A 25,450-nucleotide genomic window follows, 5' to 3' on the forward strand; every position below is an offset into this window, starting at 1 on the left:
CTGATCCGCATCGTACGCACGGACGTGGAACCTCGTCCCCGCGCGGACGGTAGGACAGGCATGGAACGACGCGACTTCTTCAGAGCGGCGGGCGGCCTCGCCGGCGCCGCGGTGCTCACGTCCTGCGCGGCCCGCCCGGCCGCCGCCCCGCCGAAGGCGAGCACGCCCGCGGCCGCCCACCTGCTGTTCGCCGACGTGTCGGCCCAGGTGGCGGCCTTCGACACCCGATCGGGCACCACGCTCTTCTCCGCCGCGCGGCCGATCCCCGCGGCGGCCTGGGACTACCTGTACACCGTGTCCCCGGCCGGCGAGCTGGTCACCCTCGAGGCCGGGACCGGCAAGGAGACCTCCCGCACGGCCGTGCCGCCGGGCCTGGTCGCCCGCGCGGTGTCCCAGGCCGGGAACGCGGTGGCGCTCGGCGCGCCCGCGCCCGCCGATCCGTACGGCGCCCCGGGGCGCAAGGAGACGACGCTGGTCATCGCCGACCCGGCCGGGCGCACGGCGCCCAAGGTCGTGCGGCTGAAGGGCAACTTCGAGCCGGACGGCTTCTCCGGCGGCGGGGAGGTCCTGTTCGTACTGGAGTACCTGCCCGCGACGGCGCCGGAGAGCTACCGCGTACGGGCCTACGACATCGAGTCGGGCACCCTCGGGCCGCTGCTCACCCGCAACAAGACCCCGGTGCCGAAGGGCGACGAGGAGACGATGCGCGGCGAGGGGCGGGCCGCCGTGCTCTCGCCCGACCGGTCACGGCTCTACACGCTGTACACCCACCAGCAGAACCACCTGCACACCCGGGACCTGGTGGCCGGGCGGAAGACCGGCGTGCACGCGTTCGTGCACGTGCTGGACCTCAACCAGCGGTGGGCCTACTGCCTGGACCTTCCCGAGCCGTTCGGGCACGGGCCCGCGGCGGGCCACACGCTGGCGGTGTCGGCCGGGTCCCTGTACGTCTACGACGGGGCCAGCGGCACGGCGGTCCGCGCGAGCACCGACTCGCTGGAGATCGTGACGAAGGCGTCGCCCGGCGCGTCCCCCGGGACCGCGGCGGCCGCCCCGGCCCGCGAATCGCTCTACATCGCGGCCGGGACGTCCCTGCGGGCGGTGGACCCGATATCGCTCGCCGTCCTGCGCGAATGGCGGCTGCCGACCGCCAACCGGGGCGTCGCGGCGGGGCCGGACGACCGCGGCGTCTACGCGGGCGTCACCGACGGCGTCCTGCGGTTCTCCGGCGCCGGGCAGCCGTCCCGCCTGCCGTTCCCCGGCATCACCTGGCTGCGCCACGCCTCCGCGCCCGTCGCGGGGTGAGCGCTCTTACGCGACCGAGGTGTGCGGTCCGGTCCCCCGCCGGAGGGCCGGACTGTATGCTGACGCCCCGTGAGCGAAACGTCCGCCTTGTCGTCCACGCCCGCGCATCCTCGTCGTGACGGGGTGCTGAGGTTCTTCCACGGTCCGATGGACTGCGGCAAGTCCACGCTGGCGCTGCAGATGAACTACAACCACGGCCGCCAGGGCAGGCGAGGCCTGGTGCTCACCAAACACGACCGCTCGGGCGGCGCCAAGGTGACCAGCCGCATCGGGCTGGGCCTCGACGCCATCGAGGTGGACGACGACCTGGACCTGGTCGAGCTCGTGATGGCCAGGGACGGCGTCGACTACCTGATCTGCGACGAGGCGTGTTTCTACACCGTGGCGCAGATCGAGCAGCTCGCCGACCTCGTCGACGGGCAGGGGGTCGACGTCTACGCGTTCGGCCTGGCCTCGGACTTCCGTTCGCGGATGTTCCCGGCGGCACAGCGCCTGTTCGAGCTCGCCGACGAGGTGTCCCGGCTGCAGGTCGAGGTGCTGTGCTGGTGCGGGCGCGAGGGCCGGATGAACGCGCGCGTCGTGGACGGGGTCATGGCGCGCACCGGCGAGCAGGTCGTGATCGGCGACACCGACGGCTCCCAGGTGCACTACCGCGTCCTGTGCCGCCGCCACTACCGCACGGGCGACATCGACGCCGCCCACGAGGCGCGGCGGCTCTCCCCCACGCCTTCCTGAGGACGGCGGCCCTTCCAGGCGTACGCCAGGGGCCTTCCGGGCGTACGTCAGGGGAGCGGTTCTTCCAGGCGTAGGTCAGGGGGCGGAGGAGATGTCGTCCATGCGGGCCGCGAGCTGGAGCGGGTCGCCGCTGAGCAGGGCGGAGGTCGCGCGCCACCAGGCGAACCACTCGCCGCTGCGCCACATCCAGTCGACGCGCTCGACGGCGGCGATCACGTCCCCCTTGGCCTGCCACCTCGGCCCGACGTGCTCGCCGGTGGCGCCGTGGCGCAGCGCCCACTGGCGCAGCTGCTCGGCGGCGTGCTGGTCGACGGTGACGGCGTAGGGGTCGGGGTCCTCGCCGGGGAGAGGGTGGGGGCCGAGGCCGGCGGCCACGCCCCAGCTCCACTGGGCCTCGGCGGGCCGGGAGTACCGCAGGGAGGAGAAGTCGAGGTCGGACCCGGTCGTGCCGTCCGGCCGCGGGGCCACCTCGGTGTCGAGACGGCCGCCCGCGTCGAACGCGACCACCAGGCGGGCGCCGGGCAGGGCGTCGTCCGGCAGGGCGACGCGGTCCTCCGCCTGCCAGGAGTTGAGGTCGACCGTCCCGATCGGGGTGCCCCACGCCAGGTCGGCGGTGTCGTCGGCGATCCAGGCGGCCAGCATCTCAAGGACGGTGAGGTCGGTCCACGGCTCGATGGCCGTGGTGGCGGTGAGCACCTCGTCGGGCGCGGGGATCTTGCCGCCCCGGCCGGTGGACCACCAGCCGGTGCCGAGTGCGCTCGTCCCGACGAGCAGGCCGGCGACGGCCGCGAGCTCGGACGATCTTCTGGTGAGTACGGCTCCCTGCGCCAGCTCGGCGCAGCGGGCCAGGCGCTTGTCGCCGAGCACGGTCCTCGCCTCGTTCAGCAGTGACCGGGCCGTCGGCTGCCGCTCGCCCAGCAGGTCGTGGATCAGCCGCCGGGCCTCTGCTCGGGCATCTTCCGCACGAAACTCCCGCATAACACCACGTTACGCCGATAGATCCTCTATCGCGAGATTCCGTAACAACCCTGGAATCTATCTGGGACCGGACTACCGCCGCCCGCCGGTGCGGCCGAGGAGCCAGCCGATCACGGCGCTGCCGAGCGCGACGCCCGCGCCCATCCCGAAGGCCGTGAGCACCGGCCATACGGGGGTGCCGCGACGCTCGGCGGGTCGTTCGAAGACGGTCGCCGGGGCGGCGCCGCGCGCGGTGTCCGGGGTCACGGCCGCCCCGTCCGTCGCCAGAACACCTGGAGCTCCAGCAGGGACCAGCGTCGTCCCGGCCGGCGTGGGACCGGCCTGGAGGTGGTGCTCGACCGCGCTGAAGAACTCGCCGGCGGTCTTCTTGGCGACCGAGCCCAGCATGCGCTGCCCGACGCCGCCGATCATGCCGCCGACGACGGCCTCGGCGTCGTAGTCGACCCGGGTCGAACCGCCGTCGACCTCGCTCAGCCGGATGCGCACGGTGGCGTCGACCGTGCCGGGGGCGCCGGAGCCCCGGGCGCGGAGCGTGAAGCGCTCGGGCTCCTCGGGCTCGGACAGGGCCACCTCGCCCTGGTAGACGCCCTTGATGGAGGCGACCCCCGCGCTGACCGTCATGCGGTAGGTGTCGCCGCCGGTGGCCTCCAGCCGCTCGCACCCCGGGATGGTCCGCACCAGGACCGCGGGGTCCTGCAGGGCGGCCCACACTTTGCCTCGGTCGACCCCGACCACGGCACTGCCGACGACCTTCAAAGGACACCTCCGATGCCGAGAGACTAGAGACTCGCCCGCGCGGCGGATAAGGGCAACATCTGCCCGCCGCCACCGCCGTGGCTCGTCAGGTCTCGACGGCCTGAATCCGCCTGTCACCCGTGAAGGTCACGCTAACACCGCAGGCGCCGCCATTCGCACCACCGACAATATTTCAGGTCGGCTGCAAATTGTGAGCACCCTTCGCCTTTCTCGGCTTTCGGGATATAACTACCGAATCGGTCCGCAACCTGCGGAGAGTGGACGCTCAAAGGGACGGAACATCGTGAATGCTCGACCTACGGGGCTTCACTTCTCTGTCCTCGGGCCACTGGAGGCCTCCCGTGACGGGGAGCGGCTCGACCTGGGAGGCAGCCGCGTCAAGGCGGTGGTCGCGACGCTGCTGATCGCCCAGGGCAAGGTGGTCACCGTCGACCGCATCGTCGAGGCGGTCTGGGGGCGGCAGGCGCCCAACAGCGTCATGGCGAGCCTTTACTCCTACATCACCAAGCTGCGCAAGACCCTCGAACCCGCCCGCCCGTCCCGGGCGCCCCACGGCATCCTGGACCGCCAGGGCCCGGGGTACGTGCTGCGCGTCCGGCCCGAGTCGGTGGACGCCGAACGCTTCGCCGCCATGGCCGATCACGGCGCCCGGCTGCTGGGCGAGGACCCCGGGGCGGCGGCGGAGAGCCTGGAGGCGGCGCTCGCGCTGTGGCGGGGGCCCGCGTACGTCGACCTGGGCGAGAGCGAGGTGGCCATGGCGGAGATCGCGCGGCTGGAGAACTCCCGGCTGTCGGCCCGCCAGGACCACGCCGCCGCCCTGCTGGCCATGGGCGCCGCCGTCCCCGCCGTGGGCGCGCTGGAGGCGCTGGTCCGCCAGCACCCGCTCGCCGAGCGCTCCTGGGAACTGCTGGCCCTCGCGCTGTACCGCAACGAACGCCAGGGGGACGCGCTGGCCACCCTGCGGGCCGCGCGCGACCGGCTGGTCGACGAGCTGGGCGTCGACCCCGGCCCGTCCCTGCGCGCCATGGAGGCGGCGGTGCTCCGGCAGGACCCCGGCCTGGACTGGCGGCGCCCCCGGGAGGTCGCGGCGGTCGCCGAGCCGGCCGTGCCCCGCGACACCCAAGGCCCCCGGCTGCCCGCGCCGCTCACCCGCCTGGTCGGCCGGGAGAGGGAGGTGTGCATGGTGCGCGGGCTCCTCGCGGAGCACCGCCTGGTGACCGTCACCGGGCCTGGCGGCGCGGGCAAGAGCCGCCTGGCCCTGGAGGTCGCCCGCGAACTGGCGGACGAGGACCACGAGGGCGAGGGTCCGTGGCTGGCCCTCCTGAGCGACGCGGCCGGGGAGGCGCCGCTCCCCGGGGTCATCGGCGCGGCCATGGGCACGGCGACCGCCACCAGCGCGGACGACCTGGCCGCCGCCATCGGCGACCGCGAGATGCTGCTGGTCCTGGACAACTGCGAGCACGTGGTCGACGCGGTCGCGGGCCTGGCCGAGAGCCTGCTGTCCCGGTGCCCCGGCCTGCGCCTGCTGACCACCAGCCGCGAGCCGCTGGCCATCGCCGGCGAGGTGATGTGCGACCTGCCCCCGCTCGACCCCGGCGGTACCGCCGCCGAGCTCTTCGCCGAGCGCGCCCGCGCGATACAACCCGGCTGGCGGCCCAAGCACGCCGAGCACACGCTGATCTCCCGCGTCTGCCGCGAGCTGGACGGCCTCCCGCTCGCCATCGAGCTCGCGGCGGCCCAGACCCGGGTGCTGTCGCTCCAGCAGATCGACGAGGGACTGACCGACCGTTTCACGCTGCTCGCCTCGGGGTCGCGGACCGCCCCGGCGCGGCACCGCAGCCTGGAGGCGGCCGTCGAGTCGAGCGTGCGCCTCCTCACCCCGGCGGAGCGGCGGCTGCTGGACCGTCTGAGCCTGTTCGAGGGCGGGTTCGACCTGTCGGCCGCCGAGCGGATGGACGACCGGCCGTCGGTGCTGCCCGAGCTGAGCGGGCTGGTCGCCAAGTCGCTGCTCACCGTGGACGGCACCGGCACGCCCCGCAGGTACCGCATGCTGAACACGATCCGCCAGTACGCGCTGCGCGCCCTGCCCGGCGACGAGCGGCACCGCTGGGCGGACCGGCACCTCGCCTGGGCGGTCGAGCTGGCCGAGACCGCCGACCGGCGGCTGCGGACCTTCGACGGCGAGGCGTGGATGCGCCGGCTCCGCCACGAGCGGGCGAACATGCGGTCCGCGCTCGGCCACGCCCTGGCCACCGGCGACGGGGACTCCGCGCTGCGCATCTCCACCGCGCTGGCCTGGTACTGGTACCGGGCCGCCAACGTGCACGAAGGCATCGGCTGGCTGTCCGAGGCCCTGGACGCCGCCGGCGCCGCCCACCCGGGACGCGGCCAGGCGCTCATCGGCCGGGCGCTGCTCCACTACCTCGCCGGGGACCCGATCACCGGGAACGACGACGTCGAGATCGCGCTGCGCCAGGCCGAGGCCACCGGCGACATCGAGGTCATGGCGCGCGCCCTGCCCTACCGGGCGTACTTCCTGCAGCTCAGCGGCGACCCGAGCCAGGCGCGGCTCGCGCTCGCCGAGGGGTGGAAGCACGTACGGGCCGCCGGCCTGCCCTGGGTGGAGGCCGAGCTGATGATGGTGCGCGGGCAGATCACCCGGGTCGCCGGGGACCCGGCGCTCGCCGCCGGGCAGCTCGTGCAAGCCGCCGACATCGCCGAGGCGTGCGGCCACGACTGGGCGTACTGCTCGGCGGGGTGGATCGGCGCCAAGGTCGCCATGGACCTGGGCGACGCGGACCGCGCGGTGCAGCAGGCGGCGCGGCTGGTGGCGCACCTGGACCGCACCGAGGACGTGACCTCGTGGCTGGCCTGCGCGCACGTGCTGGCGGGCGCGCTCGGCATGGCCGGCCGGGGGATGGAGGGCGCCGTGCTGCTCGGCACCGTGTCGGCCATCGGGTCGAGGGTCGGCTACTCCCCGCAGCTCATGGACCCGCTGGACGGCCCGCGCAACGTGGCCGCCGTACGGGCGCCGCTCGCGCCGGAGGCGTTCGACGAGGCGACGGCCATGGGCGCCAGCCTCACCAAGGAGGACGCCACCGCGATGGCCCGCCGCCTCATCGTGCACAGCCCCGGGGAGGACGACCACCGGACGGTCCTGCGCCCGCGCCGCTCCTGAGGACGATCATCGGACCGGCCTGCGCGCCCGCGCCGCTCTTGAGGACGACCCTCGGACCGGCCTGCGCCCGCGCCGCTCTGAGGACGACCATCGGACCCTCCTGCGCCCGCGCCGCTCTGAGGACGCCCCCGTTCACCGGTCGCGGTTCATCGCGGTGCCGCCATTGAGGGTGTAGGCGCGGCCGGCGCCGGACACGACGGCGCCGTGACCGGCGGGCACGCCGGTGTAGTAGTGGCGGTCGCCGCTCCCCGGCCGTTCCCGGTCCGCCCGCCGGTGCTCCCACGCGTCCAGGCGGCGGCGCAGCTCGGCGCGGTCGATGAGGCGCGCCTCCCCCATCGCGGCCAGCGTCAGGCTTCCGTACTCGCTGGAGAACGCCCCGCTCAGCAGGTGCGCGATCAGCCGCCGGTCGGTGCGGCGCACCTTGGAGACCGCCTCGCGGATGTGCCGGCGGAAACCGGCCAGGTCGTGCAGTTCCTCGTCGATGACCGCCTGGTTGACCGGCGGGCAGGGGCTCTCGGGGCACAGGCGCGCGGCCCGGCCGAGGAGGTCCCGCGCCCGGTCGTGGTCCTTGGGCGGCACGAGCCGGATGAGCGCCGCCTCCACCAGCAGGTCCCCGGCCGCCTGCCGCGCCTCCTGTCCCGCACCGGGTGGGGCGATCAGGGTGTGGCCGTGTTCGAGCAGCCCGCAGGCGGCGTCCCTGTCGGTGTCGGCGATCAGGCGGGCCAGGGCGGTCCACGCCTCGACCACCAGCGGCCGGTGGGCCAGCACGGTGCGGAACGCCCGCTGGGCGCCGGTGTCGTCGCCCATCTCCGCGAGGCAGGTGCCCAGCAGGTACCAGGCCGTGGGCACCGGATCGGCGCCCGGGTCGGGGAACGCGTTCACCGACGCGACCAGCTCGGCCGCCGCCTCGGAGTACCGGCCGAACGACAGGTGCAGGCGGGCCCGCTGGATCGTCACGCGAGCCCGCGTGCGCGGATCGGAGGTGGCCATGACCGCCAGGTCCAGCGCGCGCGCCGCGTCCTGAAGGCTCACCCCGTGGTCGATCCAGATCTGCGCCGCGTTCGTCAGGACCACCGGGTCGTTCGGCGACATCTGCAGCAGGGCCCCGTACCGCCGCAGCGCCTCGGCCACCAGCCCGTTGGCGTGGTGCCAGAGGGCCGCGTCCAGCGCGTCCGCGTACTCCCGCCGCGCGTCGGCCGACCCCCAGCGGTCCCCCCGGCCGAGCGAGGCGCGGTGCGCGTGCAGGGCCCGCACGACGGCCAGGCCGGCGACGGCGATGAGCGGCCCCGCCCCGTTCCGCGCGTCGTCGCCGTCCATGCCCGCTTCCGTCAGTACTCGTCGATGTTGACGATGGGCCCGAACCGGCCGGCCCGCTCGCGGGGCGGCGCGAGGACGGGGCGGGCGGGGTGCGGGAGGTCCAGCGCGGGCGCCGAGTCCGGGACGCTGATCCACGCGTCGGTGGCGACGTCGCTCGAACGCACCCTGACGTGGTGGAACATGTGCTTCCTCAGGTCGCGGTACTCGTGCTCGATCACGTCCTCGAAGAGCTGCGCGGACACGATGACGGCCAGGTCGGCGCCGGGGTCGCGGGCCAGCGCCGCCCCCAGCTCGTCGCTGTCGCGCAGCCGGCAGACCATGGTCACCGCCCGGCCGGCGAACCCGCCGTCCCCCACCCACGTCGGGCCCTGGTGGAACGCGACGCGCAGCCGCAGCCGCTCGGCGGCGTCCGCGCCGAGGTGGCGGTTGTGCTTGCGCAGGGCGACGCGCAGCTCGCCGACGAACCCGGCGATGACCCGCGCCTCGCTCACCCCCGAAGGCAGCAGGAGCAGCAGCCCGTCGCGCTGCTCCTGGCGGAACATGACGGTGGCGGTCCCCTCCTGGACGGGGGTGCCGTGCTCGGCGGCGTAGAGCCGGTCCAGCCCCGCCTCCCTGCCCGCCTCGGCGATCACCTCGGCGAGCCGGCGCTGGATCTCCCGCTGCTCGGCGCCGGAACGCGTGTCGTACTTGTCCACGTCCAGGGCGATGCACAGGCGACGGACTTCTCCGCTCAGGTCGTTCACCGTTCGTCTCCTTCGGGCGAGGCGGGGGTGCCGGAATCTCCACAGCGTCCCGCCCCGGTCACGCCGGAACCTCATAATCCAACGGGTTGTCGCCAAGTCCGGCGAAAGTCTGCAGCCTGCGGATGTCGTGGACGACGATGCGGCGGTAGCCGGTGCCGAGCACGCCGGCCCTGCGCAGGACGGTGAGCGCCTTGTGCACGGTCGGGTCGGCGGCGCCCACCAGCGCCGCGAGCTCCGGCTGGGTGAAGGCCACCCCGATCATGACGCCCTCGCGCACCGGCTCGCCGTACGTCCACGCCAGCTCGACGATGACGCGGGCCAGGCGCGTGAGGGTGGAGAAGGTGCCGTACTCGACGCGGCGGCGGGTGGTCCACCGCACCTTGTTGACCACCGCCCGGTTGACGGCCAGCGAGACCTCGGGGCAGCGCCTGAGCATCGACACGAAGGCGTCCTGGGAGATGAGCTGCGCCAGGCACGGGCCGGCGGCGGTGACGGTGGCCGCCCTCGGCTGCCCGTCCAGGGCCGCGAACTCCCCGACGAGGTCCCCGCCGACGCGGATCCCGAGCAGGGCGACCTTGCCGCTCTCGGTGTTGGCGGTCACCTTGACGCAGGCGTCCACGAGCAGGAAGACGTCGGTCGACCGGTCGCCCTCGAGGATCATCGTCTCGCCCGCCGTGAACTGCCTCGGGCGCCCCAGCCCGAGCATCTCTTCCCTGGCTCCCTCGCTCAGGCCCCCGAGCAGGCTCCCCCGGGGCCAGTTCCCTACCTTGCGGATCACACGGCGCCGCCTGGGTTCGGGGCCGGTCATGGTCGTCCTCCCTGGTGGTCGATGGCCGGCCGTGCGGGGCCGGATGGTTGAAGCCCGGACCCCCGCCCGGGCGGTACGACAGGGCCGGCGGCCACCTCCGCGCCGATCCGCAGAGGTGACGGCCGTTCCGCCCGGAGGGCGGCCGTTTCCGGGCACGATCCGGGCAGTGTTGATCTGTTCTGATTTCAACTATGGGAGCCGGTCCTTGCGGCGTCCTTGCGGCAAGGAGGGGCCGTGAGCGGCCGGGGACCGCCGATGTACGGCAAGGGATCATCGCGGTGGGAGGATGGCGGACCATGACCTGGGGGCGAAAGGCGTTACACGTCGCGATCGGATGCGGACTTATCGTGATTTGTCCGGCGAGCGTCGTCGTCCCGCCCGCCGCACCGGACGCGGCGGCACCGCGCCCGGCGGCATCGTCCTCCCCCCTCGCGCCCACCGCCCCCGCGATCGGCGCGACCGCGCCCACGCCGGGCGCGAGCGTCCCCATGGCCACCGCCACGACCGGCGCGACCCCCGGGGTCTCCCCGCGTCCGGTTCCCTCGGCGGGCGTGGCCTCGCCCGCCACGCCGCAGGCCGCGCTCCCCCGGCCAGGCGAGGTGCGCCGCCTGCGCGGACAGGGCGACGGGCCGCCGGTGGTCACGGCCGTGCCGACCAGGCGCAAGGTCGTGTTCCTCACCATCGACGACGGCTGGGAGCAGGACCCCGGGTTCGTCGAGCTGGTCAGGGAACGCCGGGTGCCGATCACGGTGTTCGCGATGCGCGACGCGGTGGAGGCCAGGGGCGTGCCCGACGCCTCGGCCGCCGGCGGGCACTACGTGGGGGCCGGCAAGTGGGCCTACTTCCGCGAGCTGCGCGACCTCGGGGTGCCGATCGAGGACCACACGCTGACCCACCCGGACCTGTGGCGGCTCGGCTACGCGGGCCAGAAGGCCGAGATCTGCGGTTCCGCCAAGGTCATCGCAAGGGAGACCGGCCGCCGTCCCACGCTGTTCCGGCCGCCGTTCGGCAGCTACGGGGCCATGACGGTGCGCGCCGCCAAGGCGTGCGGCCAGTCGGCGGTGGTCCTGTGGACGGCCAGCGTGCAGCCGGGCGGGAAGATCTCCTACCAGACGCCCGACAAGCGGCTGCACCCCGGCGACATCCTGCTGATGCACTTCCGCGCCCACCTGGCCAGGGACTTCAGGATCCTGCTCGACAAGATCGAGCGCCGCGGTTTCGAGCTCGGCGACCTGAGCGCCTACCTCCAGGCGATGGGCGTGCGTGCCCCGGCTCCCCCGGGCGGCGTAGCGCGCGATCAGCCCGTGGGGTGACGCGCCGGGCGTGACCGGTGGCCGACCATGGGACGTGCCGCCGGACCCGTGCGCAGGGGTGTGACGAAGATCGCAGGACCCGCGGCACCTTCCCGCCCTTTTGCTCTACAGCTTGTAGTACTACTAGAAGTAGAACTACAGCCTGTAGAGCTCCTGATCCGTGAGGGGACCATGGACGCGTTGGATCTGGCACGGTGGCAGTTCGGGGTCACCACCGTGTACCACTTTCTCTTCGTACCCCTGACGATCGGCCTCGGCGTGTTCGTCGCCGGGCTGCAGACCGCCTGGCACCGCACGGGCAAGGAGCACTACCTCCGGCTGACCAAGTTCTTCGGGAAGCTCTTCCTGATCAACTTCGCCATGGGAGTGGTCACCGGGCTCGTCCAGGAGTTCCAGTTCGGGATGAACTGGAGTGAGTACTCGACGTTCGTCGGCGACGTGTTCGGGGCCCCGCTGGCGCTGGAGGCCCTGCTCGCGTTCTTCCTGGAGTCCACGTTCCTCGGTCTGTGGATCTTCGGCTGGGACCGGCTGCCCAAGCGGATCCACCTGGCGTGCATCTGGGCCGCCGTCCTCGGGTCCAACCTGTCGGCGTACTTCATCCTCGCCGCGAACGCCTGGATGAAGCACCCGGTGGGCTACGAGGTGGTCGGCGGCCGGGCCCGGATGACCGACATATGGGCCGTGCTGACCAACTCGACGGCGCTCGCGCAGGTCCCCCACGTGATCGCCTCGGCGTTCATCGTGGCGGGCGGGTTCGTGATCGCGGTCAGCGGCTACCGGATCCTGCGCGAGCGCCGCTCCGGCGGTGAGGCGGCCGGGACGGACGCCGCCGGCGCTTCCGCCGAGCCTGGCGGCGTATCCGCTGAGCCTGGCCACGTCCCCGCCGAGCCGAGCCGCGCCTCCGCCGGGCCCGCCCTGTGGCGGACGAGCCTGCGGGCCGCCCTGGTCATGACGGCCATCGCCGGGGCGGTGGCGGCCGGCACCGGCGACACCTCCGGGCGGCTGCTGCACGAGCAGCAGCCGATGAAGCTGGCCGCCGCCGAAGGGCTGCGGCACGACCAGCGGGGCGCGCCGTTCTCCGTGGTGCCCGGCCTCCAGGTGCCCAAGGTGCTCAGCCTGCTGGCCGCGCACGACCCCGGCGCGCCGGTCCAGGGCATGGACGACATCCAGCGGCGGTACGAGCGGGTGTTCGGCCCCGGCGACTACCGGCCGAACGTCCCGGTCGTCTTCTGGTCCTTCCGGGTCATGATCGGCTTCGGCCTCGGCACGGTCGCGCTCTCGGTACTCGGGCTCTGGCTGACCCGGCGCCGCCGCGCGGTCCCTGACCTGTTCGCCCGGGCGGGCCTGCTCGCGCTCCCGCTGCCCGTCCTGGCCATGGTCGCCGGATGGCTGCTCAGCGAGATCGGGCGGCAGCCCTGGACCGTCCAGGGCGAGCTGTTCACGGCGGCGAGCGTGTCGCCCGGGGTCAGCCTGACCGAGGTGGCCGTCTCCCTGTCGATCTTCACGGTCCTGTACGGCGCGCTCGCGCTAGCCGAGGCCCGGCTGCTGATCCGGCACGTCAAGGCCGGGCCCGAGCCCATGGCGCCGGCCGCCGATCCCCATCTGCCCGACGACGCCGGCGCGGGTGCCGCCCGGCTCGAACCGACCCTGATGTACTAGGAGACCCCGCCATGGAGCTGACCACCGTCTGGTACGTGGTCGTCGCCTTCCTGTGGACCGGCTACTTCGTGCTCGAAGGCTTCGACTTCGGCGTGGGCGCGCTGCTGCCGCTGCTGTCGCGGGACGAGGGCGAACGCAAGCAGATGCTCGCGACGATCGGCCCGGTCTGGGACGGCAACGAGGTCTGGCTGATCACCGCCGTCGGCGCCATGTTCGCGGCGTTCCCCGTCTGGTACTCCGGGCTGCTCAGCGGCTTCTACCTGCCGCTGGTGGCGGTGCTCGTCGCGCTCATCGTGCGCGGCGTGTCGCTGGAGTGGCGCGGCAAGGTCGAGGCGCGCGAGCGTGCGCTGTGCGACGCGGGCATCGTGGCCGGCAGCGGGCTGACCGCGTTCCTGTGGGGGGCCATCTTCGGGAACCTGCTGTACGGTACGGTCGCCGCGACCGCGCTCGGCGGGGCGTTCTCGCTGGCCCTCGCCATGCTGCACGGCGCGGTGTTCGTCGCGCTGAAGACCGCGGGGCCGCTTCGGGACAGGGCGCGCCGCGCCGCGCTCGGCGCCTCGGCCGTCCTGCTCCCGCTCGCCGCCATCTCGCTCCCCGCCCTCCCCTCGGCCGGGACGGCGGGCACGTCCACGTCGGCGCGCACGTCCGAGGCGGCGGGCGCGGCGCTCGCGCCGGGTGGCGGGGCCGGGGAGGCGCTCGCGGGCTGGACCGCGCACCCGCTGCCGTGGGCGGCGGCCCTGGCCGCGATGCTCGCCCTGGCCGCCGCCGTGGCGCTGATCTGGCGCCGCCGCGAGGGGTGGGCGTTCACCGCGACCGCCGCGTCCATCGTGCTGGCCACCGTCGCGCTGTTCGGCACACTGTGGCGGGCGCCGCTCCCCGGCCTGACCCTGGCCGAGGCCGCCTCGGGCCCGTACACGCTCGGCGTCCTGACCTGGATCGGGCTGGTCGCCCTGCCGTTCGTGCTGGCCTACCAGGGCTGGACGTACTGGGTGTTCCGTAAGCGCGTCACGGTCTGAGACGCCCTCGGCCCGCCACGGAAGGGCGCGCGCCTCGGGCCGGCGAGGGAGCGCGGCGGGCGCGCGCCTCGGGCCGGCGAGGGAGCGCGGCGGGGGGGGGGGGGGGGGCGGCGCCCCCCCCCCCCCCGCCCGGTGGTCAGCAGTTCGGGGCCACCGCGTCGATCCTGCGGCCGAAGTTGGTGTCGTAGGCCTTGGCGTAGTCGCCGGAGTTCACCCCGCGGCGCTCCAGCGGGTCCCAGTCGATGAAGCAGCCGGGGGCGTTCGCGTAGAAGGAGTAGACGTGGTCGTGAAGGTTCGCCGGCATGTCGCGGTAGCCGTTGGACGGCATCCAGCGCCACGGCACGCCGGCGAAGTCACGGTCGCGCCAGAAGCAGATCTCTCCGGCCCCGCACTGCTCGGCCGCGCGCCGCAGGGCCGCCGGCCGACCGCCCTCCGACTGCCGCGCCGCCGACCGCTGGGAGCCGGCGCCGGACGGCGCCGCCTCCGCGGGGGCCGGGGCGGCGAAGGCGGCCATCGCGACCGCGATGGCGCCCGCCGCCGCGGCGAGACGTGCTCCACGTGTCTTTTCCCGCACTCGGATTCCTCCTCGTTTCCGGTGATGCCGGTGCCCTGCCCGGGGGGAGATCACCGGCCGTTCCAGTCACGCAATGTAGCAGTCCGAGCACGAAGAGTAATGAATCCTTCTGGTCATAGCGATGCGGCGGCAAAGTAGGGGAACTCCAGCCCAGCGGACAGCTATGGCGGCGTCACCACCGCCGGACGCGCACGTGGCCGGACATGTCAGGACGTCGCGCGTCCCCGCAGTTCGTGCAGCTCAGAGGGAGAAATCGGCATCCGGTCGATGGTGATGCCCTCGGCGTCCTCGATCGCGGCGGCGATGACGGCGGACACCGGGATGACCCCGGCCTCGCCCGCTCCCTTGATCCCCAGCGGGTTCAGCGGGGAAGGCGTCTCCAGGTGCGCGGTCTCGATGAACGGGACCTCCGTCGCGTACGGCATCAGGAAGTCCATGAACGAGGCGTTCAGCAGCTGCCCGTGCGCGTCGTAGACCATGCGCTCGTACAGCGCGCCGCCGACGCCCTGCGCCACCCCCCCGTGGATCTGCCCCTCGACGATCATCGGGTTGATCAGCCGGCCGCAGTCGTGCACGACCGCGTACCGCAGGATCTTGATCTCCGCGGTGTCGGGGTCGGTCTCGACGATGGCCGCGTGCATGCCGGAGGCGAACGTCGAGCGCACCGGCGAGTAGTAGTCGCGGCCCTCCAGCCCCGGCTCCTCCCCCTCCGCCACCGGCGGCCGGTCCATCGAGGCGGCACCGGAGAACTGCGTGGCCCGCTTGGCCTCCTCGTCGAAGGCGTACCGCAGCGGGTTGGACAGCACGGCCACCGTCGCCAGCGCGATCGAGGCACCGGGGTTCCCGGCCACGCGGACCATCCCGTCCTCGATCTCCAGGTCGCGGGGGTCGGCCTCCAGCGCCTCGGCGGCGATGCGCAGCGCCTTGTCGCGCACCTTGCGGCACGCCAGGGCGATGGCGTTGCCGCTCATCACCGCGGCCCGCGAGGCGAACGTGCCGACGGCGTACCCGAAGCGGCGGGTGTCGCCCGTCACCACCGAGACCCGGTCCAGCGGCACCCCCAGCTCGGTGGCGGCGATCTGCGCGAAGACGGTCTCGTGGCCCTGCCCCTGCGAGGTCAGGCCGGTGGAGACGTGCACCCGGCCGTCGGAGGTCACCTGCACGTGGCCGCCCTCGTACGGGCCGACGCCGGTGCCTTCGACGTAGCAGCCGAGCCCGATGCCGATCGTGCGCCCCTCGGCCGCCGCCTCCGCCTTGAGCGCCGCGAAACCGTCCCAGCCGATCAGCTCTTTGATCATCCGGAGCGACTCGGGGTAGTCGCCGCTGTCGTAGATGAGCGGGCGGCCGTCCTGGAAGATCAGCCCCTGGTCGTAGGGGAAGTCGCCTGGCTGGATGAAGTTGGCCGCGCGCACGTCCGCCCGGTCGAGGCCGAGGTGGGCGGCGATGCGGTCCATCGTGCGCTCCATGCAGAACACGCCCTGCGGGCGCCCTGCGCCGCGATAGGGGGTGACCTGCACGGTGTTGGTGTAGATCGAGGAGAACTCCACCCGGTAGGCGCCGATGCGGTACGGCCCGAGAAGCTGGGTGGCGGTGATGATCGGCACGATGATGCCGTACGGGGTGTAGGCGCCGTGGTCGTGCAGGATCGTGACGTCCAGGCCGAGGATCCGGCCCTCGCCGTCGAAGCCGACCCGAACGTGCTGCACCTGGCCCCGCTCGTGGGCCGAGGAGATGAAGTGCTCGCGCCGGTCCTCGGTCCACTTGACCTCCCGGCCGAGCAGCATCGCCGCCCACGGGACCAGCACCTCCTCCGGCCACGGGTGCACGATCTTCACGCCGAAGCCGCCGCCCACGTCGGGCGCGATGACCTCCACCGACGGCAGCGGCAGGCCCAGCTTCGCCGCGACCGCCATGCGGACGCTGGTCGAGGTCTGCGTGGAGGAGTAGACGCGCAGCGACCGGTCGTCGGGGTCCCAGCGGGCGTACACGCCGCGCCCCTCCAGCGGCATGGAGGCGCTGCGCTCGAAGTCGAGCCGGAACGCCAGGGTGTGCGGCGCCGCCTCGATGGCTTCGCGCGCCCCGGCGCCGCTCGCCGAGGGGACCTCCTGGACGAGGTGGGCGCCGAGGTTGCCCGGCACGTCCTCGTGGACGAGGTGGGCGCCCTGCGCCGCCTCCTCGATGCCGACGACCGGCTTGAGGAACTCGTAGTCGACCTCGATGAGCGCGGCGGCGTCCTCGGCCAGGTAGCGGTCGCGCGCGACGACCATGACCACCGGCTCCCCGACGTGCCGCACGATGTCCCTGGCGAGCGGGTAGGCCGTGCGCCCGTGGGTCAGCGCCGGGTGCGGGATGAGCAGCGGCAGCGGGTCGCGCACCCTTTCGGGCAGGTCCTCCCAGGTGTAGATCGCGACCAGGCCGTCCACGTCCACGGCGGCCGACACGTCGATGTCGCGGATGCGGGCGTGCGCGTGCGGCGACCGGACGAACGCGGCGGCGAGCGCGTCCCGCCCGAGGTCGTCGACGTACCGCCCCTGGCCGGTGATCAGCCGCAGGTCCTCCCTGCGCTGGACCCGCTCGCCGAACAGCTTCGTCGTCACGCCTCATCACCCATCAGCTCGGCCGCGCGGTGGACCGCCTTGACGATGTTCTGGTAGCCGGTGCAGCGGCACAGGTTGCCCGAGATGCCCTCGACCACCTCGTCCTCGGTGGGCGCCGGGTTGTCGCGCAGCAGCGCGGTCACCGTGCACAGGAACCCCGGGGTGCAGAAGCCGCACTGCAGCGCGTGGCATTCGGAGAACGCCCGCTGCACCGGCGACAGCTCCCCGCCGGGCCCGCTCAGCCCCTCGACGGTGGTGATCTCGTGCCCGTCCACCGAGACGGCGAAGGTCAGGCACGACCGCACGGGGTCACCGTCCAGCAGGACCGTGCAGCAGCCGCAGACGCCGTGCTCGCAGCCGACGTGGGTGCCGGTCAGGCCGAGCTCGTGGCGCAGGCAGTCCGACAGCAGCCGCCGTCCGGGGACCTTCGCCTCGCGCACGACGCCGTTGACCGTAAGCGTGATCTCGTGCAGGGCCTCACTCACCGCGGGCCTCCCGTCCGTCTTCACTCACCGCGGGCCTCCCGTTGCGTCGTCCCGATCTTCGGTGGCCTCCTGGGCGGCGATCCGCAGCGCCCGCGCGGCCAGCACCCCGGTGAGGTGCCGCCGGTACCCGGCCGTCGCGTGGATGTCCCCCTCGGGGTCGATCAGGTCCCGCACGGCGCGCGCGACCGCGTCCCAGTCGTCGGAGGCGGCCGGCCGGTGGGCGCACACCTCGGACATGTCGAGCAGGACGGGGACCGGTCCCGCGCTCACGCAGGCCACCCGGGCCGAGGCGATGCGCAGGTCCTCGTCGAGGACGACCACGGCGGCGGCGCCCGCCATCGCGTAGTCGCCGTGCCGGCGCGCCACCTCGCAGAAGGCGCTGCCCGCGCGGGCGGGCAGTGCGGGGAAGAACGCGGACACCGCCAGCTCGCCGGGCTCGGTGGCCGACTCCAGCGGGCCGGTGAAGAACTCGCCCGCCGGCACGTCACGCTCCCCGCCGCCGTGCCGCGCCAGCCGCACCGACCCGTCGAGGACGGTCAGCACGGCGGGCAGCTCGGCCGAGGGGTCGGCGTGCACGAGGCTGCCGACCACGGTGCCGCGGTTGCGGATCACCGGGTGGGCCACCAGCCTGAGCGCGGCGCCGAGCAGCGGCTGGGCCCGCGCGACGGCCGCGGAACGCTCGACGGCCGCGTGCCTGGCCAGCGCGCCGACCCGGACGCCGCCGTCCCGCACCGCGATGGTGTCCAGGGACGTGACCCGGTTGATGTCGACCAGGTGGGACGGCGCGGCCAGGCGCATGTTGAGCAGGGGGATCAGGCTCTGGCCGCCGGCCAGCACCTTGCCGTGCGGCCCCGCCCCGGCGAGGACCTCAAGGGTCTCGCCGAGGGTGCGGGGCGCGTGGTAGTCGAACGCCGAGGGCTTCACGTGCCGCTGCCGCTCCCTTCCGCCAGGGCGGGCGACGCCCCGGAGTCGCCGCCGGCCGGTGTGCGCCCGGATATCGCGCGCAGCAGGTGGTACCCGCCGAGCACGACGATCGTGCCGAGCGCGATGCCGGCCAGCGAGAAGTCCTTGGTGATCTGGTGCGACACCGGGCCGATGGCCAGGATGATGCCCGCTCCGATCGGCACCATGTTCACCGGGTCGGAGAAGTCGACCCGGTTCTCGATCCAGATCTTCGCACCCAGCAGGCCGATCATGCCGTACAGGATGACGGTGATGCCACCGAGCACGCCACTTGGCGTGGCCGCCACCAGCGCGCCGAACTTCGGCACCAGGCCGAACCCGATGGCCACGACGGCCGCGATGTAATAAGCGGCCGTCGAATAGACCCGCGTCGCGGCCATGACCCCGATGTTCTCCGCGTAGGTGGTGGTGGGAGAGCCGCCCGTCGCGCTCGCCACGACCGTTCCGAGGCCGTCCGCGAAGATCGCGCGGCCGATCAGGGGGTCGACATCGACTCCGGTCATCTCACCGACTGCCTTGACGTGCCCGACGTTCTCGGCGATCAGGGCGATGACGGCGGGGAGCACCAGCACGATGGCCGACATGGCGAACTGCGGAGGATGCATCGCCGGCCACCCGAACAGGTCGGCATCCGAGACCGACTGGAAGTTCACCCGAGGGCCGGTGACGTTCTGCCCGGAGAGTGGATCATGTGCCGTGATGTTTCCGATGATCTTGTCTGCCCCGATGGACAGCAGGAATCCGATGACAAGACCGAGCAGGATGCCGATGCGGCCGATGAACCCCTTGAAGGCGACGATGATCACGCCGGTGACGACCATGGTGATCAACGCGATCCACGGGTCGTGCCACCAGTAGAAGTCGGCCACGACGTAGGCGAGGCCGAAACCGATCAGCATGACGACCGCCCCCGTCACCACCGGGGGAAAGATCTTGTGGATGATCTGGATACCAAGATAGTGAATCGCGACGCCGCAGAGCGCGAGCACCGCCCCGGCGACCAGGATCGCGCCGGTGACGGTCCCACTGCCACCTCCGGCGGCGTTGATGGCCGCCACCGCTCCTACGAAAGACGCCGACGTACCGAGGTAGCTCGGGATCTTGCCCTGCACGATCAGCAGGAACAGGATCGTGGCGACTCCCGACATCATGATCGCAAGGTTGGGATTCAGTCCCATCACCACGGGGAACACGAACGTCGCTCCGAACATCGCGATGACGTGTTGCGCGCCGAATCCGACCATGCGTGGCCAGCTCAGCCGCTCGTCGGGCTTGACCACCTCCCCGGGAGCCAATGAGCGCCCGTCGCCGTGCAACTTCCATCCGAAGGCCATGAGAGCCCTTTCTTACCGGGCCGGGGGTCGGTGGCCACCCCGCAGGCGGACCTCCGCGGCATATCGCACTTCGTACTTGCCGGGCACATTAGACCCGTGAACCGTGGTCCACATGGTAGGGAACTGCCAAACGTACCCGACCGACCCGCACTCCTCTTGCGCACCGCCCCCCACCACAGGCAGTGAACAGGGCCCTCGCTCCCCTCGGACCGTCGCCCTGTCAGGGCACGTGCGGAAACACCTGCCACGATCTCGGCGCGGGCTCGCCACTCCCCTCAAACGACAGCCGGTCCAGGGAGCGGGAGTCAACGCCACCAGGAAATAAGGGCCTCGCTCCGCTCGGACTGTTTTCTCGGAGCTTCGCCGTATCAAGGCGGCCGCGAGACCGCCGGCAAGGATCCCGGCGAAGCTCTCAGAAAACCGCCCGAGCGTAGCGAGGCCCTTTCGCGGTGGCCTCAAGAGGCGTCACGACCTCCAGCGCCGGGAGACCCTGGCACCAGGCGCGACCGCCTCACCCGCGCCTACGCCGAACTCAACCAGCTCACCGGCTGGCTCCACCACCTCGCCGCGCAAGACAAAGGGCCTCGCTCCGCTCGGACTGTTTTCTTGGAGCTTCGCCCTATCAAGGCGGCCACGAGACCGCCGGCAAGGATCCGGCGAAGCCCTCAGAGCACGGCCCGAACGGAGCGAGGCCCTTTTCGAGGTGCTTCAAGAGCCCGCCGGGTAAGTCCCCGATCCACGCCTCCGAGCCGGGCGCCTCGCCGCACTGCCGCAGCCCGGTCGGCCCGGGCCGCCGGACGTGACCCCCTCGATCCCTTTTCACTCGTCCCGCCCCTCACTCACAGAAGCCAAATCACTTTTCTTTTCCGCCCTGCCGGATAAACATGGCGTGTGCTTAGATTGCCTTCACGACCGGTGATTCCAGGCCTGATCGGCGGCCCAGAAGATGACCGGTTAAACCGGCGGCCGGTTTAATCAAACCTCGGACCGGAATCGCCACCCAAGATAAAAAGCCCGATTTTCTCTATTTCGAGAGGATCGCCATGACCGTGGAGCAATTCCCCGACCCCGGGTCCCCTCGCGTGCTGTTCGGCACCGAGATGCGCCGCCTGCGCGAGGCCGCTCAGCTGTCACAGGCCGCCGTGGCCACCCGCCTGGGATGCACACAGACCCAGGTGAGCCGCCTGGAGGCCGCCACCAGGACGCCGTCGAGATCCGACGCCGAGCGGCTGGACCGGCTGTTCGGCGGGGACCGCGCAGACGGCGGCACCTACTTCGCGGGACTGCGCCGCCGCATCGTCGCCCGCCCGAGCGGCCCTATCTGGTTCGAGGGCTGGGCCGAAGAGATCGAGCCCACGGCCCTCGTCCTCCGCTCCTGGGACCCCCTCCTGGTCCCCGGCCTCCTCCAGACCGAGGCATACGCGCGACAGTTGTTCAGTCGCGGCCCGAGAGCGGTCCCCGAGGAGGTGGAAAAGCGGGTCGAGGCCCGCATAAGGCGCCGAAGGATCTTGGACGTACAAGACCCTCCTCTGGTCCTTGTCCTGATCGACGCGGGCGTACTACGCCGCCGGGTAGGCGGGGCAGAGACGATGAGGGAGCAACTCGGCTATCTGCTCGAAGTCGCCGAACGACCTGCCGTGACCATTCAGGTCGTCGATCCCGACTGTCTGGCGGGGATGGCCGGGGCCTTCATGATTGCCGAGCTTCCGAACGGGCAGCCAGACGTGATCCATGCGGACTCACCGGTCCAGGGGCAGATAACAAGCGAACATGAATTCGTATTTTCCATCCGAAACCGATACGAATCCGTGAGGGCGTGGGCCTATCCTGAGCATGTATCCCTGAGAATGATCGAGGAAGTGAGACGGGAATGGACCTGAGCACCGCCGTGTGGCGGAAGTCGTCACACTCCTCCGACAACGGTGGGCAGTGCGTCGAAATCGCGGTCAATCTTCCCGGCGTGGTCGCGGTACGTGACAGCAAGATTCCGGATGGACCTAACCTTATTTTCGGTCCCTCCGAGTGGCGATCCTTCGTCATCGGCGTCAAGGCAGACAGCTTCAGCAATCTGTCCTGACTTGTCGGGTATTCACCCCTGCAGCGGGTGACCGGGAATTCGATGAGGACCTAGAGTCCTGGGCCTAAAACTGTGGTGTTCAAGGGCCTCGCTCCGCTCGGACTGTTTCTAGGAGCTTCGCCGTATCAAGGCGACTACGAGACCGCCGGCAAGGATCCGGCGAAGCCCTCAGCGCACGGCCCGAACGGAGTGAGGCCCTTCGATGGCGGCGGGGATCTCCTCGCGTGTGACAGGCTCGCCGCTCCCCTCGAACGACGGCCAGGCGAAGGGTTCGTCGTCCCAGACACGGCCGGCCATGGCGGCGAGGCGAATGCCCACACGGATGATCTCCGCCTGCGGGACTCCACGGCGCCTGGCCGCTTCCCTGATGAGCGCCAGGTCGTCCTGATCGGCGTAGACGCTCGTCCTCCTCATGGACATACGCAGACGCTAACTCAAGGACGGTCCCGAGGCGGCCAGGCGCGTCCCCCCGGTTGGCACATTCGCACGAGCCCAGGTTCGGCGAAGCTCTCAGAAAACAGCCCGAGCGGAGCGAGGCCCTTTTCGAGGTGGCTTCAAAGATCCGACTCGCTCACGGGGGCGGCCAGGTAAGCCCACAGCCGGTGGCCTGTATGGGGCGAGCCCTGATAGCCGGCGCGGTCGGCCAGCACGGCCACGATGCACAGGCCCCGACCGCACTCCTCGTCAGCATCCCGCTGCCCATCCTGGTCCCTGAACAGCGGCGCCCCCACTCCACCAAGATCGAAAAAGGACCTCGCTCCGCTCGGACTGTTTTCTAGGAGCTTCGCCATATCAAGGGGCCACGAGACCTCTAGAAAGGATCCGGCGAAGCTCTCAGAGCGCGGCCCGAGTTGAAGAGGCCCTCCGATGGCGGCGGGGATCTCCTCGCGTGTGACAGGCTCGCCGCTCCCCTCGAACAACGGCCAGGCGAAGAGTTCGGGCTCGTTCAGCTCGCGCGGGTCCCGCGTGGCCTCCGTCGCGCTTTTGTCTTGGGTGATGATGGTCACTGCTTCCTCCTGTGTTCGCTAGCGGATTGGGTTGTGCCCGATCACCTGCTCTCGCCGGACGTTCGCCGGCTGGTGCCGAAACCGAGGGAGCCCCCTCGCCTCCCAGAATGGGGGGCTCCCCGGCATCGGCCCCGACAGACGGGGGCTAGGGAAGATTTCACCCGCCTGCCGAGACGTTTATAAGGCGCTGCGGAGTCGCCGGACCTGCTGAGGAACGGCTGGAGCGACAAGCCCCTCAATACGGCACTGGTCCTCAAGCAGCTTCCTCACATCGTCGGCCATAACGCCGCACACCACGTGCGACAAACCCCTCCGCTGGGCCCTTTCAGAGACCCGCCCGATGCGGAGAGCGATGATTCCTCCGGCGCCGTCCATGAAAGTCCACCGCTTGCCATATGCAGCCTCCAGCTCGGCCAGCCCGGCGATGGCGGTCACGCGTCGGCCGCCAGGATCAGATCAGCCGCCCGCTGCGGGCTCTGCTGGTTGACGGTGTGCATGCCAGGTCGATCACCTCTCAGGGTCACCAGGTAGCACCCGGACCGGGCACCGACGTTGACCATGGCGACCGGCTGGCCGTCGCCACCGGGGACGACCAGTTCGGGGCCGAGGCGCGTTTGAAGCCTGCGGGAGGGCCTCTCGCTGGACAGCTTCAGGCGGATCGTGCGGACCGCGAAAGACCGGACTCCCCGCGCTGCCAATAGACGCTGCACGAGGTCCAGTGCTTCATTGTGTTTTTCCGCTGTTGACTCGGAGATCCCGTCGTCCTCGACCCAGTCGGGTCGGAGGTCTGTAGCTGTCTGTCCGGTCGCCATGGATCGAAGGTAGGAGTGGGCGATTCCGAAGCTCTACGAGTGTGCGGAAACTTGCGAAATCAAGTCAGCCGCCCGATCGCGGCTGTGATCAGCGCCCGTGCTGGAGCGCCGTACACGGCCGTCTCTGCCAGGCGGGCGAACCCCTTGACGTACATGTCCACTTCGTGGGGCGCTGTGATCGTGAGGGACGCTGAGAGAAGTTCTACGAAGACACGGTCGTCGTCGAAGATGTTGAACGCCTCACATGTCCACATCTGGCGAGGCGCGGTACGGGGGATCACTCCGAGTGAGACCGAGGGCAAGGCCATGAGGGCTAGCAGGTGCCCAAGCTGACCGGCCATCACCTCGGCGTCCGCTATCGGGTAGTACAAAACTGAATCCTCTATCAAGACCGCAAAACGCCGGCTTCCTTCAAACAGCACGCGCGAGCGCTCCATGCGCGCAGACACGGCGCTGTCAAGGTCATCGGGCCCGTCAGCCGTGCCATGGAATGCGCCGAAGGCGGTCAGCATCGCATGGGCATAGCCGGGAGTCTGGAGAAGCCCAGGGATCACGTTGGAGCAGTAAACGCGGAAGTGGCGAGTTGCCTGGTAGAGCGGAATGCCCGATTGCTGGATGTGCCGGAGCCCTGCCCGGTGGCGGCGTCGCCACTCGACGTACATGGAGCTGGCCGACCGTGCCGCCGCGATCAGGTCGGGGATTTGATCCTCTTCCCCGCACGCCCTACACCAGGCCCGTATGTCGGAGTCCGAAGGGGCCTTGTGCCCGTGTTCGATCCGGGATGTCTTTGACTCGTGCCATCCGGCCGCCGCCGCGAGGGCGCGGGCCGTCAGGTCGGCGTCCTGGCGCATTTCGCGAAGGCGGTGTGCGAGGTCTTGTCTCGCTTGGCGGGCGCTGGCGTAGGGTGACGGCGGCGAACTAGACATGGCTTGAATCAGGTGAGCCGGTACTCCGCGTGGTCGATTGCCCGTTCCCAGACGGCATCGAACGCTGCGAGGCACAACCGGATCACTGCGGGATCGTCGGTCAGCTCATCTCCAAGGTAATCACCCACACCGGAGAAGTACCCGAACCGCACCAGGTGGTCGTCAAAGACCCAGAAGTCGTTACCCGGCAGCGCCAAGTCCGATGCTTGCCTCCGAGGAAGCCAGCGCAGTTGCTCACCAGCAGGGATGTTGACCGCGTCACCCAGGTCATACTCATGCCTGATGAAGTCGGTCACGGGCTCAGACACGATGCGGGCGCGGCGCATTGGGACGCCGCGGCCGACAGTCGCCCGCACCAGGCGCATCCATTGTTGCCAGCGGTCCTCTGACGGATCGATCTTGCCGTCTGACTTCCAACGAAGAAACTGAGTGTCATCGGGGGTGTAGGCATCGCGCATCTCTAGATGCACGGCAGATCGACGGCATCCGTAAAGGAGGTCAGCGAACGTCATCGACTGGTTGGGCACTGCACGCCTCCAACAGAATGTCTCTCATGCGAGCCGGGATGCGGACGATTCTCTCGTGCTCCAGGATCGCGCTGCGAGCTGCGATCTCTGCTCGCTCGCCCGGATCTACAACCTCCCACCCTTGGATCACAAAGGAGCCGTCCCGCTCATCGATCCAGACGGAGGGGCAGTTCGCGTCGCCGGTGTTGGGGTCGATGCCGACGAACCGTAGCGCCATGCTGGCCTCCCGGGCCCTTAAGTATGCGACTACTTGCGACTTTGCCGAGCCTGACTGCATGCCCTGGAGTAGTCAAGTACCCCCAGGATGGAGGCCGCCCATGGTGAAGTGCTTCACGGCGGT

Annotated in this window: 24 protein-coding genes; 8 read left to right on the top strand and 16 right to left on the bottom strand. The window is 71.4% G+C overall.

The annotated features are described in order from the left end of the window. The first annotated feature begins 60 nt into the window (after nucleotides 1-60). Nucleotides 61-1,305, top strand: a complete 1,245-nt coding sequence (locus tag NYZ98_RS18790) for a YncE family protein (protein ID WP_262844111.1) — start codon at nucleotides 61-63, stop codon at nucleotides 1,303-1,305. A 69-nt stretch (nucleotides 1,306-1,374) separates the two neighbouring features. Next, complete coding sequence (locus NYZ98_RS18795; protein ID WP_262844112.1) at nucleotides 1,375-2,040, top strand: thymidine kinase; 666 nt, start codon at nucleotides 1,375-1,377, stop codon at nucleotides 2,038-2,040. A gap of 75 nt (nucleotides 2,041-2,115) precedes the next feature. Here the strand turns inward: NYZ98_RS18795 and NYZ98_RS18800 are convergent, their stop codons facing one another. Next, entirely contained in the window at nucleotides 2,116-3,018 is a 903-nt protein-coding gene (locus NYZ98_RS18800) for a serine/threonine-protein kinase (protein WP_262844113.1), read from the bottom strand. A gap of 72 nt (nucleotides 3,019-3,090) precedes the next feature. Further along, complete coding sequence (locus tag NYZ98_RS18805) at nucleotides 3,091-3,774, bottom strand: SRPBCC family protein (protein ID WP_262844114.1); 684 nt, start codon at nucleotides 3,772-3,774, stop codon at nucleotides 3,091-3,093. 283 nt (nucleotides 3,775-4,057) lie between these two features. On the opposite strand from NYZ98_RS18805, the gene NYZ98_RS18810 reads away from it, so the two are divergent. Further along, nucleotides 4,058-6,952: an AfsR/SARP family transcriptional regulator gene (locus tag NYZ98_RS18810; protein ID WP_262844115.1), complete on the top strand. Its 2,895-nt coding sequence runs from the start codon at nucleotides 4,058-4,060 to the stop codon at nucleotides 6,950-6,952. A gap of 132 nt (nucleotides 6,953-7,084) precedes the next feature. On the opposite strand, the gene NYZ98_RS18815 is transcribed toward NYZ98_RS18810, so the two are convergent. Genes NYZ98_RS18815 through NYZ98_RS18825 form a run of 3 tightly spaced genes read right to left on the bottom strand, consistent with a single transcriptional unit; the run spans nucleotide 7,085 to nucleotide 9,820 of the window. Further along, nucleotides 7,085-8,269: a tetratricopeptide repeat protein gene (locus NYZ98_RS18815; protein WP_262844116.1), complete on the bottom strand. Its 1,185-nt coding sequence runs from the start codon at nucleotides 8,267-8,269 to the stop codon at nucleotides 7,085-7,087. An 11-nt stretch (nucleotides 8,270-8,280) separates the two neighbouring features. Then, on the bottom strand, nucleotides 8,281-9,012 hold the full coding sequence (locus NYZ98_RS18820) for a hypothetical protein (protein WP_262844117.1): 732 nt from the start codon (nucleotides 9,010-9,012) through the stop codon (nucleotides 8,281-8,283). 58 nt (nucleotides 9,013-9,070) lie between these two features. Continuing rightward, the gene (locus tag NYZ98_RS18825; protein ID WP_262844118.1) at nucleotides 9,071-9,820 is read right to left on the bottom strand and encodes a Crp/Fnr family transcriptional regulator; all 750 of its coding nucleotides are present in this window, start codon (nucleotides 9,818-9,820) and stop codon (nucleotides 9,071-9,073) included. 296 nt (nucleotides 9,821-10,116) lie between these two features. Here NYZ98_RS18825 and NYZ98_RS18830 point away from each other — a divergent pair, with 296 nt between their 5' ends. The 3 genes from NYZ98_RS18830 (at nucleotide 10,117) to cydB (ending at nucleotide 13,808) form a co-directional block, all read left to right on the top strand. Further along, the gene (locus tag NYZ98_RS18830) at nucleotides 10,117-11,133 is read left to right on the top strand and encodes a polysaccharide deacetylase family protein (RefSeq protein WP_262844119.1); all 1,017 of its coding nucleotides are present in this window, start codon (nucleotides 10,117-10,119) and stop codon (nucleotides 11,131-11,133) included. A 171-nt stretch (nucleotides 11,134-11,304) separates the two neighbouring features. Next, the gene (locus tag NYZ98_RS18835; protein WP_262844120.1) at nucleotides 11,305-12,792 is read left to right on the top strand and encodes a cytochrome ubiquinol oxidase subunit I; all 1,488 of its coding nucleotides are present in this window, start codon (nucleotides 11,305-11,307) and stop codon (nucleotides 12,790-12,792) included. An 11-nt stretch (nucleotides 12,793-12,803) separates the two neighbouring features. Beyond that, entirely contained in the window at nucleotides 12,804-13,808 is a 1,005-nt protein-coding gene (gene cydB, locus NYZ98_RS18840; protein ID WP_262844121.1) for a cytochrome d ubiquinol oxidase subunit II, read from the top strand. Between the two features lie 136 nt (nucleotides 13,809-13,944). Here the strand turns inward: cydB and NYZ98_RS18845 are convergent, their stop codons facing one another. The 5 genes from NYZ98_RS18845 to NYZ98_RS18865 all read right to left on the bottom strand — a co-directional run bounded on the left by NYZ98_RS18845 (nucleotide 13,945) and on the right by NYZ98_RS18865 (nucleotide 19,761). Then, nucleotides 13,945-14,382 (bottom strand): peptidase inhibitor family I36 protein, encoded by a 438-nt coding sequence (locus NYZ98_RS18845; protein ID WP_262844122.1) that lies wholly within the window; start codon nucleotides 14,380-14,382, stop codon nucleotides 13,945-13,947. A 206-nt stretch (nucleotides 14,383-14,588) separates the two neighbouring features. Then, nucleotides 14,589-16,979 (bottom strand): aerobic carbon-monoxide dehydrogenase large subunit, encoded by a 2,391-nt coding sequence (cutA, locus tag NYZ98_RS18850; protein WP_262844123.1) that lies wholly within the window; start codon nucleotides 16,977-16,979, stop codon nucleotides 14,589-14,591. Next, a complete protein-coding gene (locus NYZ98_RS18855) occupies nucleotides 16,976-17,464 on the bottom strand; it encodes a (2Fe-2S)-binding protein (RefSeq protein WP_262844124.1) in 489 nt (162 codons plus the stop codon). Before NYZ98_RS18855 ends, cutA begins: the two co-directional genes overlap by 4 nt. 24 nt (nucleotides 17,465-17,488) lie before the next feature. Further along, entirely contained in the window at nucleotides 17,489-18,388 is a 900-nt protein-coding gene (locus NYZ98_RS18860; protein ID WP_262844125.1) for an FAD binding domain-containing protein, read from the bottom strand. Further along, nucleotides 18,385-19,761, bottom strand: a complete 1,377-nt coding sequence (locus NYZ98_RS18865; RefSeq protein ID WP_262844126.1) for a uracil-xanthine permease family protein — start codon at nucleotides 19,759-19,761, stop codon at nucleotides 18,385-18,387. Before NYZ98_RS18865 ends, NYZ98_RS18860 begins: the two co-directional genes overlap by 4 nt. 1,043 nt (nucleotides 19,762-20,804) lie before the next feature. On the opposite strand from NYZ98_RS18865, the gene NYZ98_RS18870 reads away from it, so the two are divergent. Both NYZ98_RS18870 and NYZ98_RS18875 read left to right on the top strand, forming a co-directional pair. Then, a complete protein-coding gene (locus tag NYZ98_RS18870; RefSeq protein ID WP_262844127.1) occupies nucleotides 20,805-21,641 on the top strand; it encodes a helix-turn-helix domain-containing protein in 837 nt (278 codons plus the stop codon). Beyond that, a complete protein-coding gene (locus NYZ98_RS18875) occupies nucleotides 21,632-21,838 on the top strand; it encodes a DUF397 domain-containing protein (RefSeq protein WP_262844128.1) in 207 nt (68 codons plus the stop codon). Before NYZ98_RS18870 ends, NYZ98_RS18875 begins: the two co-directional genes overlap by 10 nt. A gap of 168 nt (nucleotides 21,839-22,006) precedes the next feature. On the opposite strand, the gene NYZ98_RS18880 is transcribed toward NYZ98_RS18875, so the two are convergent. The 6 genes from NYZ98_RS18880 to NYZ98_RS18905 all read right to left on the bottom strand — a co-directional run bounded on the left by NYZ98_RS18880 (nucleotide 22,007) and on the right by NYZ98_RS18905 (nucleotide 25,327). Further along, nucleotides 22,007-22,258 (bottom strand): ribbon-helix-helix domain-containing protein, encoded by a 252-nt coding sequence (locus NYZ98_RS18880; RefSeq protein ID WP_262844129.1) that lies wholly within the window; start codon nucleotides 22,256-22,258, stop codon nucleotides 22,007-22,009. 134 nt (nucleotides 22,259-22,392) lie between these two features. Beyond that, nucleotides 22,393-22,845 (bottom strand): hypothetical protein, encoded by a 453-nt coding sequence (locus NYZ98_RS18885; protein ID WP_262844130.1) that lies wholly within the window; start codon nucleotides 22,843-22,845, stop codon nucleotides 22,393-22,395. A gap of 431 nt (nucleotides 22,846-23,276) precedes the next feature. Then, nucleotides 23,277-23,657, bottom strand: coding sequence for a hypothetical protein (locus NYZ98_RS18890; RefSeq protein ID WP_262844131.1), 381 nt, complete (start codon nucleotides 23,655-23,657; stop codon nucleotides 23,277-23,279). A gap of 59 nt (nucleotides 23,658-23,716) precedes the next feature. Continuing rightward, complete coding sequence (locus NYZ98_RS18895; protein WP_262844132.1) at nucleotides 23,717-24,583, bottom strand: DUF5753 domain-containing protein; 867 nt, start codon at nucleotides 24,581-24,583, stop codon at nucleotides 23,717-23,719. 8 nt (nucleotides 24,584-24,591) lie between these two features. Beyond that, a complete protein-coding gene (locus tag NYZ98_RS18900) occupies nucleotides 24,592-25,041 on the bottom strand; it encodes a DUF6879 family protein (RefSeq protein ID WP_262844133.1) in 450 nt (149 codons plus the stop codon). A 40-nt stretch (nucleotides 25,042-25,081) separates the two neighbouring features. Beyond that, entirely contained in the window at nucleotides 25,082-25,327 is a 246-nt protein-coding gene (locus NYZ98_RS18905; protein ID WP_262844134.1) for a hypothetical protein, read from the bottom strand. Nucleotides 25,328-25,450 lie beyond the last annotated feature (123 nt).

This window comes from Sphaerisporangium corydalis (assembly GCF_025506355.1).
Taxonomy (GTDB): Bacteria; Actinomycetota; Actinomycetes; order Streptosporangiales; family Streptosporangiaceae; genus Sphaerisporangium; species Sphaerisporangium corydalis.